The sequence below is a fragment of the Hymenobacter sp. BT559 genome (genome assembly GCF_016427535.1).
Lineage (GTDB): Bacteria > Bacteroidota > Bacteroidia > Cytophagales > Hymenobacteraceae > Hymenobacter.
The window spans coordinates 811,288-821,893 of the sequence record NZ_JAELXV010000002.1 but is presented as its reverse complement, the minus strand read 5'-3'; the positions used below and the strand labels follow the sequence as shown (position 1 = coordinate 821,893).

At 57.8% G+C, this 10,606-nt stretch carries 9 protein-coding genes; 6 read left to right on the top strand and 3 right to left on the bottom strand.

What is annotated here, in order from left to right; genetic code table 11:
* The first annotated feature begins 23 nt into the window (after positions 1 to 23).
* The 3 genes from gcvH (at position 24) to JAO77_RS10010 (ending at position 2,275) form a co-directional block, all read left to right on the top strand.
* Positions 24 to 404 (top strand): glycine cleavage system protein GcvH, encoded by a 381-nt coding sequence (gene gcvH, locus JAO77_RS10020; protein WP_198990210.1) that lies wholly within the window; start codon positions 24 to 26, stop codon positions 402 to 404.
* Between the two features lie 114 nt (positions 405 to 518).
* Positions 519 to 1,553 (top strand): VanZ family protein, encoded by a 1,035-nt coding sequence (locus JAO77_RS10015; protein ID WP_198990209.1) that lies wholly within the window; start codon positions 519 to 521, stop codon positions 1,551 to 1,553.
* A 71-nt stretch (positions 1,554 to 1,624) separates the two neighbouring features.
* Positions 1,625 to 2,275 carry a M28 family metallopeptidase gene (locus JAO77_RS10010; RefSeq protein ID WP_370550020.1) on the top strand — a complete coding sequence of 217 codons (651 nt, stop codon included), beginning with the start codon at positions 1,625 to 1,627 and terminating at the stop codon, positions 2,273 to 2,275.
* A 149-nt stretch (positions 2,276 to 2,424) separates the two neighbouring features.
* On the opposite strand, the gene JAO77_RS10005 is transcribed toward JAO77_RS10010, so the two are convergent.
* Both JAO77_RS10005 and JAO77_RS10000 read right to left on the bottom strand, forming a co-directional pair.
* Positions 2,425 to 2,967: a hypothetical protein gene (locus JAO77_RS10005; RefSeq protein ID WP_198990208.1), complete on the bottom strand. Its 543-nt coding sequence runs from the start codon at positions 2,965 to 2,967 to the stop codon at positions 2,425 to 2,427.
* Between the two features lie 310 nt (positions 2,968 to 3,277).
* Positions 3,278 to 4,192: a YicC/YloC family endoribonuclease gene (locus tag JAO77_RS10000; RefSeq protein ID WP_198990207.1), complete on the bottom strand. Its 915-nt coding sequence runs from the start codon at positions 4,190 to 4,192 to the stop codon at positions 3,278 to 3,280.
* Positions 4,193 to 4,537: 345 nt separating this feature from the next.
* Here JAO77_RS10000 and JAO77_RS09995 point away from each other — a divergent pair, with 345 nt between their 5' ends.
* The 3 genes from JAO77_RS09995 (at position 4,538) to JAO77_RS09985 (ending at position 9,812) form a co-directional block, all read left to right on the top strand.
* Positions 4,538 to 7,924, top strand: a complete 3,387-nt coding sequence (locus JAO77_RS09995; protein WP_198990206.1) for a TonB-dependent receptor — start codon at positions 4,538 to 4,540, stop codon at positions 7,922 to 7,924.
* 104 nt (positions 7,925 to 8,028) lie between these two features.
* A complete protein-coding gene (locus JAO77_RS09990; protein WP_198990205.1) occupies positions 8,029 to 9,219 on the top strand; it encodes a glycosyltransferase in 1,191 nt (396 codons plus the stop codon).
* Complete coding sequence (locus JAO77_RS09985) at positions 9,216 to 9,812, top strand: PH domain-containing protein (protein ID WP_198990204.1); 597 nt, start codon at positions 9,216 to 9,218, stop codon at positions 9,810 to 9,812. Before JAO77_RS09990 ends, JAO77_RS09985 begins: the two co-directional genes overlap by 4 nt.
* A gap of 20 nt (positions 9,813 to 9,832) precedes the next feature.
* Here the strand turns inward: JAO77_RS09985 and JAO77_RS09980 are convergent, their stop codons facing one another.
* The gene (locus JAO77_RS09980; protein WP_198990203.1) at positions 9,833 to 10,498 is read right to left on the bottom strand and encodes a 4'-phosphopantetheinyl transferase family protein; all 666 of its coding nucleotides are present in this window, start codon (positions 10,496 to 10,498) and stop codon (positions 9,833 to 9,835) included.
* Positions 10,499 to 10,606 lie beyond the last annotated feature (108 nt).

Below are 10,606 nucleotides of genomic sequence, written 5' to 3'. Positions count from 1 at the left end.
TTATTCAGCGCCCTTTTTACCTCATGGATTTCCCCGCCACCCTGCACTACACCAAAGACCACGAATGGCTGCGCGTCGAAGGCGACGTGGCGTACATCGGCATCACCGACCACGCGCAGCGCGAGCTCGGCGATATTGTGTACGTGGACGTTGATACCGTAGATAAGGACATCGCGCAGCACGATGTATTTGGCACTGTAGAGGCCGTGAAGACGGTTTCTGACCTGTTCAGCCCCATCACGGGCACCGTGCTCGAAGTAAACGCCAAGCTGGCCGACGCCCCCGAAACCGTAAACTCGGACCCCTACGGCGATGGCTGGATTATTAAAATGTCTATTGGCAACCCCGCCGAAATCGACGAATTGATGACCGCCGAAGCTTATAGCGAATTGGTAGGCGCCTAGGTCCGCCCTACGCCGCTTCAGAACGCCATGCCCCAGAACGCTCCGCGTTCGGCATGGCGTTCTTTTTTAACTTCTCTTCGCTTATTCGCCTCAGCTACTCCGTATCTATTCTTTATGACCCAGCTTTCCTCCCGAAAATTTTACGCCGTGCCGCCCGTGCTGTGGGCCATCATTATGCTGGTGCTCACGCTCACGCCGGCTAAGGAGATGCCCCACACTCCCGACTGGAAGCTGCTAGCCTTCGACACCGCGGCCCACGCCGGGGTGTTTGCCGTGCTGGCCGTGCTAAGCTGGGTGGCCCTGCGGCAGCAGCGTCGCTGGCCCGCGCTGGCGCAGCGGCCGGCCATGCCCGTACTCATCGGCAGTGTACTATTTGGGGGACTCATAGAGATTCTGCAATACCTCATGGCGGTGGGGCGCCAAGCCGAATGGTCAGACCTGGTCGGCGATAGCCTAGGGGCCGCGCTGGCGCTGCTACTGGTTAGCGGAGGCTGGCACTGGTGGTCGCGCCGCCAAGTGGCCACGCCGCTGGTACTGCTGCTGCTCTTGAGCAGCAGCCTTTTTTTTGCCCACTCGGCCAAAGCCCAGTCACCCAACCTAGGGCGCGCTCACCGCACTATTGAGGCACTAGCGGCGCCGAAGCTGCACGGGCGCGGCTACGTGCAAGGTGGCGAGCACAAAGCCGCCGCGTACTTACGTGGCCGGCTGCGCCAGTTGGGTCTACAGCCGCTTGCCCTCGATTTTACGCAGCCGTTCACGCTGGACGTGAATACGTTTCCGGGCAAGATGGAGCTACGACTTAGCTCCCAAAATCGGTCTTCCGTACCTGCTTTATCTTTCACGCCAGGCATCGATTTTATTGTTTCACCTGAATCGCCCAGTACTACTATCACGGCGGCCACGCTTATCCCAGCCGACACCGCCGCCCTGCATGGAGGCGATGCCAAGGCACGAGAATTATTGGCCGGCTACTTAGACCGAAAACTGAACCAATTCTTAGTATTAAGTCAACGTGCCGAAAGCCAATTAGTTGCACCTAGCAATGCTGATTTGCTGGCTAGATGGGAAAGAATGTATGAGGCGCGCATTGTATTGGTCAATAAATTAACCGCTTCCATGCTGCGCAGCAGGGTAAGCAGCCTCACCTAGAGGTACTGGCTTCCAAATGGCCACTGGCTCAAATCAGCAATACGGCTGTTCCCTTCACTGCTACACTTAGCGTGGACGCCGAACTCAAGCGCAACTACCAGACGCAGAACCTCGCCGCAATCGTCCGCGGCCGTACCCAGCCCGATAGCTTTCTGGTAGTATCGGCCCACTACGACCACCTAGGGATGATGGGCAGCAAGACCTACTTCTCAGGCGCCAATGACAATGCCAGCGGTGTGGCGCTGCTATTGGAGCTAGCCTCCCACTATGCCCGCCCCGAAAACCAACCGGCCTGTTCGGTCGTGTTTCTGCTATTCGGCGCCGAAGAAGCGGGGCTGGTGGGCTCGCGCTACTTTGTGGCGCACCCACTAGTGCCGCTGCCGCGCATCAAGTTTTTGGTCAACCTCGACCTCCTAGGTACCGGTGAGGAAGGTGCTACCGTAGTCAATGGCAAAGTATACGAGCACGCCTACCAGCGCCTCATGGCTCTCAACGACGCGCACCACTACCTGCCACGTCTCACCGCCCGCGGCCGCGCCGCCAATTCCGACCATTTTCCCTTCTCGGAAGCGGGTGTACCAGCGTTTTTTCTGTACACCCGCGGTGGCAGCCAAGCCTACCACGATGTGCACGATGTACCAGCCGCGCTATCGCTAGCAGGGTTTGCGGGCGCGTTTGGGCTGGTGCGCGATTTTCTAGATGACCTAGGCGCCCGGCCCTAGGTACCCACCGTGGCATTAAAAAACCCCGACCGCTAACCGGCCGGGGTTTTCTTATAAAATAATAGAATAAGTCTTGTTATAACGCTAACCTAATGCACTAATAATCTGTCACAAGTATCCCCCACTTTCCGCCCGAAGGCGGAACTCGTTTACCCGTTGGCTTTCAACGAGTTCAAGATTTTCTTAGCCAGCGGCTCCCATTCGGGCTTCTGGCGGTCGGCGCAGTTAAAGGTGCAGATGAGCAGCTTGCCTTGCACGTCGGTGAAGAACACCAGCGTATAAACTTCGTGGCCCATCTCCGGCTTCATAAATTCGAGGTAGCCCACTTTGCGGCCCGAAACCTCCTTCACACCCTCACCAAACCACGTGGTTTGCTTGTACTGCTTGTGGTAGGTTTTGGAGAAGCTGCTTTGGTACACATCGACCATGTCTTGGTCGGCTTCATTGTCAGAGTAGTTGAAGGACAGCGTCACCAGGTTGTTGTTGGTGAACACTACGCTAGGCCGGCTGCTAGCGTGCGAGTAGATGAAATCCATCTGCTGCTCGGTCATCAGTTCGAAGCCTTTCGGAATCAGTACTTCTACGCGCTCGCTCAACACTCGCTTTTTTATCAGCTCGATTTCTGAAGCGGGCCGAGCTGCCATCAGCAGGCCCGACAGCGAGACCAGCAGAGTTAGTATGAGTGACTTCATAAAAGTAAAAAAGTAAGAGGGTGAGTGAGTTGAAATAGCTCTTCGTCCTTTGTGGAATCTAAGTTACAAGCAAAATCCAAATTCCGTTGCACAAGGAAATAGGACTCCGGAGGCTCGATAAATCAAATTTTAGCTTAACAATTAATTTTATTAAAATGCTTATATACAGACTATTTATGAATGATTAATAAAGTAAAGCATCTAATAAAAACCCAATAAATCATATTTATAAAACATTCATTTTATTAGAAATATGCAATACCTAATCCGAAAGATGCAGTACTTTTTTCAAAAAATATTTTTGTAGTAATCACAAAATGTTGTTGAGCTGCTCCTTGATTTTTTCCAACTCCTCTTTCATGCCTACTACTAAGTGCTGTACGGTGGCATCATTGGCCTTCGAACCTATCGTATTGATTTCACGGCCTATTTCCTGCGCCAGGAAGCCTAGCTTTTTGCCTACTGCCTCATCGGGCTGCTGAATTGCTAACTCGAAATAGTTTAAATGAGCTGCTAGGCGCACTTTCTCCTCGGCTATATCTAGCTTCTCTATATAGTATAGTACCTCTTGCTCGAAGCGCGTAGCATTGAACTGCTCGTGCTGAGCAAGCTCGGCCAAATGCGCCGCGAGGCGCTGGCGCACGTGCGCAACACGCTGTGGGTCGTGCAGCTCGATGGCAGCCAGTTGCTGCCGAATGGTGGCGATGTAGCTTAGTATCTCGGCCTGAAGCGTTTGGCCTTCGTCGTGGCGAAACTGTTGCATAGCGGCCAGCGCCTCGGTAAGCAGCGGTTGCAGTTCGGCCCAGGTGGGCTCATCGGCGGGGCCGGCTTCGGCTTGGGCAGCCTGCGCCTGCTCGGCCGCGCTTGGCACAACGCCGGGCAGGCGCAGGGCCGCCAGCAGGGTGTCTTCGCCGGTGGGCAGGCCTAGGTGCTGGGCCACGGCTTGCAGCTCGTGAAAAGCGGCCAGCAGGGCTTCGCGGTTGAGCGGCACGGCCACCGTGGCAGTGGTGGTTGTGCGCGCAAAATCGAGGTTAAAATTAACTTTGCCACGCAGCAGTGCTTTGGTGATTTGCTGCCGGATGTCGAGTTCGTGGGCTTGCAGAAAGCGCGGTAGGCGCAGAGTGAGGTCGAGGGTTTTGGAGTTGAGCGAGCGCAGCTCTACCGTAGCGGTATAGCGGTCGGTTTCGCGGTGGGCCTGGCCGAAGCCGGTCATGGATAGCAACATAGCGGGGAGATGCCTGGGCCAGCGGCGCCAGGAGCAACGTTGGGTGATACAAAGGTGAGTGGCAAAGCTATTGCGCCAGGGCCTTTAACGGCCAGTAGGGCTATTTACCCTGCGACTGAGTGGTTTTACTTGTTAAACAGTATAACTGCGCCCCGAAGCAGTTGGTTGGTGAGCCTTGCCATACCTTATTAATATAGGAGTGCGCTTGGGGGCAACAGCAGCGGTGGCTATGTTACGCCAGTATTACAGCTTCTGTTGATTACCAATAATTTGATAATTTATGAAGCCTTAATTAGCTTATACCGTGGGGGAACTTTGCAGGCGCATTGGCATAACCCCCTTTCTATGCGCACCCCTACCCTAGGCCGGCCCGCAACCCGACTGGCCGTTTTTCTCTTCCTGCTGCTTGCCCATTGGGCCTCGGCGCAGGTCACTACCTCGTCAATAAGCGGCAAGGTCATTTCTGATACGAACGAAGAGCTCATCGGCGTTACCGTTGTGGCTACCAATGTGCCCACCGGCACCAAGCGCGGCACTGGCACCGAGGTAGACGGCCGCTTTAGCATCCCGAACCTGGCGCCCGGCGGGCCCTACACCGTGACGGTGACTTACGTGGGATATAAGCCGCAGACCGTGAGCGGTGTATTCCTGACCCTAGGCAACACCACGCGCCTCAACTTTACGCTGGCTGCCGAGGCACAGGCGCTGAATGAAGTTGTGATTACGGGCAACACGCAGGCCACCAAGACCGGCGCGGGCACCAACGTGGGCAAGGAAGCCATTCAGCAGCTGCCCACTATTTCGCGCAGCATTCAAGACTTTACGCGCCTCGACCCGCGCAACTCGAATAACTCGTTTGCGGGCTCGTCGTTCCGCTACAATAACATCACGCTGGATGGTGCCGTGAACAACGACGCCATCGGCTTTTCGCCTTCCCTAGGTGGGCAGGGCGGCACCTCGGGCCTGCCGGGCTCGTCGGCCCGCGCCAACCCGATTTCGCTCGACGCTATTCAGGAGATTCAAGCATCAGTGGCGCCGTTCGACGTGAAGCTGGGCAACTTTACGGGCGGCTCGATTAACGCCGTAACGCGCTCGGGCACCAACGACTTCCACGGCTCGGTGTACGGCTACGGCCGCAACCAAAATATTACGGGCCGCAGCATCGACGGCGACCGCAACCGCATTGGCAGCAGCTACCACGACTACCAGACCGGTTTCCGCCTAGGTGGCCCCATCGTAAAGAATAAGCTATTTTTCTTCGTGAACGGCGAAATAGCCCGCCGCCAAGAGCCGCAATTCTACGGCGCAGGCACGCCCGGCTCGCCGGTGTCGCAAGACCTGGCCCAGCTCATCGCCAACAAGCTGCAAACCACCTACGGCTATAACGTAGGCGAGTACAACAACTATAACATCCACGCCAACAGCGATAAAATCTTCGGTCGCCTCGACTTCAACCTCGATGAAAAGACGAGCATCGCGCTGCGCCACAACTATGTAAAGTCAGACGCTACTAACCTAGAGCGCTCGGGCAGCTTGTTCAAATTTGGCTCGCAGGACTTCAACCAGAACAACCTGCAAAACTCGACGGTGCTGGAAGTGAAATCGAACTTCAGCAGTAAGATTGCCAACAACCTTATTCTGGGCTACACCAACATTCACGACTACCGCTCGCTGCTGGGTGGCCAGAGCACCCTGTTTCCGGCGGTGCAGATTAATAACGTGGGCGCCTCAGCCGGCGACAACACGCTGTATTCAGGCTCGTACTACCGCGGCTCGAACCAGATTTTGCTGGGCTCTGACCGTGAGGCGAGCATCTTCAATACCCGCACCAAGACCTTCGAAATTACCGATAACCTAACCTACTTCGTGGGCAACCACACGCTGACCCTAGGTACCCACAACGAGCTGTACAAGATTGACTACGGCTTCATTAACTCCTGGAACGGCCGCATCGAGTATAACAGCGTATCGCAGTTTTTGAACGACCAGCCGACGCGTATTCGCGGTACTTACAACAAGACCGATAATAGCTATGAGTACAACTATAATAACCCGTCAGCTTCGTTTAATGTCAACCTATACTCAGCCTACTTGCAGGACGAGTGGAACGTGACTGACCGCCTGAAAATCACGCCCGGTATCCGCTTTGACCTCACCTCGTTGCCTACGGCCCCAGCCCTGAACACGGCCTTAGTAAACAACCCCCAGAACGACGTCCGCACCCTGAACCAGACGTATTCGCACACGCCTTGGACGGACCTTAATAACAACATTCTGGGCCGTATTCAAGTGTCGCCGCGTCTGGGCTTCAACTATGACGCCAAGGGCGATGGCACTATCGTAGTGCGCGGGGGTACGGGTTTATTCACGGGCCGCATTCCGTTTGCGTGGCTGGGATATGCCTACTACAACAACGGCATCAACTACAACTCGGTGGATGCCAACAACCTGCAACCTACCAGCGGCAACCTGGCGGCCGGCAATAAGTATCTGCTCAACCAGAATCCTAACCAGATTTATGCACAGCTGCCGGCTTCAGCTCAGAATACTACCGAAATCAACCTTATCGACCCCGACTTCAAGATGCCGCAAATCTGGCGCTCGTCGCTGGCTGTTGATTTCAAGCTGCCTATGGGCTTCCGGGCTTCGGTAGAAGGCTTGTACACGGAAGTGCTGCAAGACGTGAAGTTTCAGAATATTAACCTGACCGACAACGCTACTTACTTCGCCCAGGGCCCGACCCAGTCGCCGCGCTACTCGGCCCCGGCCGGCGGCAATGCCAAGGTGAACACGGCCTTCTCGAATGCCTTCCTGCTGACCAACACTAACCAAGGCCGCCGCTACCAGCTTACGGGCTCGGTAGGCAAGACCTTCGTGAACCTGCTAGACCTGAGCGCCGCCTATACCTACGGTGTGAGCAAGGACATCAGCAACGGTATCCGCAACTCGCCCCAGAGCAACTGGGAACTGAACCCAGCTCTGAACGTGAATGACCCGGCTCTGTCGTACTCCAACTTTGACCTGCGTCACCGCGTGGTAGCCAGCATTAACCTGCACCACGGCCTAGGTCAGCGTTTCACGGGCTACTTTACCTCGGTCCTGACTTACGCCAGCGGCTCGCCTTACACTTGGGTGTACAACAACAACTTCTTGGGCAACGGCCAGCAGAACGTGCAGCTCGCCTACATTCCCGGCTCGGCTACCGATATTACCCTTGTCAACCGCGTAGCTACTAGCGTAAACCCCACGGGCTTTGCCCTCGATGCCAGCGGCGCACAGTATGCGGCTCTCAGCAGCTTCATCGACAACGACTCTTACCTCAAGAATCGCCGCGGCCAGTATGCCGAGCGCAATGCCGCCCGCACGCCCTGGAACAACCAAGCCGACGTGCGCTTCATGGTAGAGGCCAAGCTCGGCAAGCTAGAAGCTAACGAAGCCGGCCAGATTCCGGCCCGCCACACCATCCAGATTTCGTTCGACATCCAGAACGTGGGCAATATGCTCAACAAGAACTGGGGCCGCCAGTACTTCGTGCCCAACACCTTCAACTCGACTCTAGGTACTGGCCTCTCGCAAGTGGCCTTTGCCGACGCAGCCGGCAACCTCTCGACCAGCTACAGCGCCAACCAGTACAACCGGCCAGCCTTCACATACAGCTCGCCGGCTACCTACTCCATCGACCAACTGGCCTCGCGCTGGCAGGGCCAATTGGGCGTTCGCTACCTGTTCTAGGAAGCAGCTAGCCTAGTTTATCAAACAGCCCGCTCTGGCCAGAGCGGGCTGTTTGAATTATACGGATACTATTACTTTGCATACTGCTATTTAGCCTCTGCCCCTTGCCAAGAATCCTGCACCTGCCCAAGTGGTATCCGCACCGCTACGACAACCAGGACGGTGATTTTGTAGCCCGGCATGTGGCAGCCATCGCGGCGAACGGCGGGCCGGTGCAGGCCGCGGTAGTATTTGCTACTGTGGCACGCGGCCCTCTTCCCACATTGCTAGTGGAGGAAGCTGACCTAGGTGGGCCGGTGCCTACCTGGCGCTACTACTACCGGGCACGCCCTACTGGCCTCCCCCCCCTTGACAGGCTGCTGAAGCTGGGGCTGTGGCTGCTGGCCCAGCAGCGCGGCCTGCGTGCGGTGCGGCGCCACTGGGGCGGCGCCCGGCCCGAGGTAGTGCACGCACACGTGCTATTTCGGCCAGCGGCGTGGGCGTGGTGGCTGCGTTGGCGTCACGACACGCCCTATGTACTCACCGAGCATTGGACGATTTTTCAACCCGCCAATGTAGGCCGGCTGGGGTGGCTAAGGCGCTGGCTGGTGGGCCAGCTAGTGCGCCGGGCGGTCGCGCTCACGCCCGTTTCGGCCGACCTAGGGCGGGCGCTGGCGGCCCTAGGCGGCGTCAATGCACATACCATCGTCATCCCTAACGTAGTTGACACCGAACTATTTTGCCCGCCAACCGAACCAGGTAGCCGCGGGGGCCTGCTGCACGTAGCCGCCTTTAACGAGCCTGCCAAGAACCTAGGCGGCCTTTTGCGCACGGTGGCCCAACTAGTGAACAGCCAGCCAGGCCTGCGCCTGCGGGTGGCAGGCTACGGCCCGGCCGAGGCGGCCTTGCACCGCCTAGCCCAGGAGCTGGGACTATTGGACACGGGTATAGTCACGTTTCTGGGCAAGCTGCCCCCGGCCCAGGTAGCGGCCGAGATGCGCCGCGCCGCCTGTCTGGTTTTGTTTTCAAACTACGAAAACCTGCCGTGCGTGCTCATCGAGGCGCAGGCTAGCGGCTTGCCCGCCGTGGCTACCAGCGTGGGCGGCGTACCCGAGTTGCTGCCCGAGCCCAGCCTAGGGCTACTAGTACCGCCCGGCGATGAGGTAGCTCTGGCCCAGGCCCTGCGCGAGGTGCTGGCAGCCCCCGCTGGCCGCTTCGACACCGCCCGCCTACGGGCACGGGCGGTGTCTCAGTATAGCTACCCCGCAGTAGGGCGGGCCTTCGGTGCGGCCTATGCCCGTATTTTGGGGCAATGAAAGTTCTCCGCTCGCTGCTCGAAGCTGCCGTGGTCTTGGTAGTAGCGCTGGGGCTAGTGCGCTGGGTGCTTAGCCTTTTCAGTAAGAAAACCACCGTTTATCGCCCCACCCCTACCCGCCAGTTGGCACTGCTGGCGTGGCCGCTGCTGGCAGTAGGCGCTGGCCTGGCCGCCGCAGGCCCCGGCCTGTTGGCCGCCACAGCCGCCGAGCGCTGGCTGGCCTGGGGCCTGCTAGGGGCTGTGCTTGTCTTAGCTGCCCCAGCCTTACTACTGCACTTGCGTTACTACACGCTCAATGCGGCTACCACACTGGTTTTTGACCCAACCAAGGGCCATTTACAAGTAGCGCTCGATGACGTGCTAGCCTACGACCCCGCCCGCCAGGGTTGGCCCGGCCCCGGACCAGTGGAATGGAGCCGCTGCCGGTGGCCCGGCGTATTTTGGCGGCCTTATGAATACCTGCGGCTGCCGCTGCCTCAGGGCGACATTATTCTCACCGCGCTGGTACTGCCGAGTATGCAGCCACTGGTGCATTACCTGCGCTATTTTGGGGTAGAAGTGGTAGAAAGACGCCGCGGCTGGGCTTGGATTTGAGGATTGGCCTTGCATCGAAACTAGCGCTGGGCGCCCGCATACAGGTTGCTTAGCACGTCATTCCCTAAGTCGTAAAATTGCCGCGGTCCGGGCAATGCCGCTGGGTATGCCAAGGCGCCTATGTAGTCTGCCGCTACGTTAAAGGTGCTAACCTCCCACCTAGGCACCTGGCTGGAGCTAGTTAGCCGGTGCTGGCCATCCAGTGCGGGCACTTGGGCAAACTCAGCGTTGATGCCCTGCCCGGTCGCTTTCACGAAGGCCTCTTTACGCGTCCAAAGTTGATAAAACGCCTGGCTCGGCACTGCACTCCGTTCAATGAACACTTTTTCGGCGGGACTAAAGCTGTAGTCGAGCACCTCTTGAAAAGCAAACTGCGGGGCGAGGCGCTCTACATCAATGCCTATCTCTGCCTCGGCTACGGCCAGTAGTACCCAGTCGCCGGCGTGCGATACGTTGTAGTGCAGCTCTGGGGCCTCGCGCAGGCGCGGCTTTTTAGTAGCGCCCGGCTCGAAGTGCAAGCTGGCTGGCGGCAACCCTAAGTATGCGCCTAGCACCAAGCGCTGGGCCGTCCGCCCCAGCACAAAGCGGTGGTAGTCTTCGGCGCGGTGGTAGCGCTGGGCGCGTGCTAACTCAGCGGCCTGCAGCACTGCCACGGCTTGCGACACCATTACTTGGCTACCAGACACAGCTAACCGAAAAACAGCGATGCCAGCCAGGGTACCGAAAACTGGTACCTCCCAGCTTTCGGTACCCGGCCGGGTACTGCATGTCAGGAGCGCGTGTGCTTTGCCAGG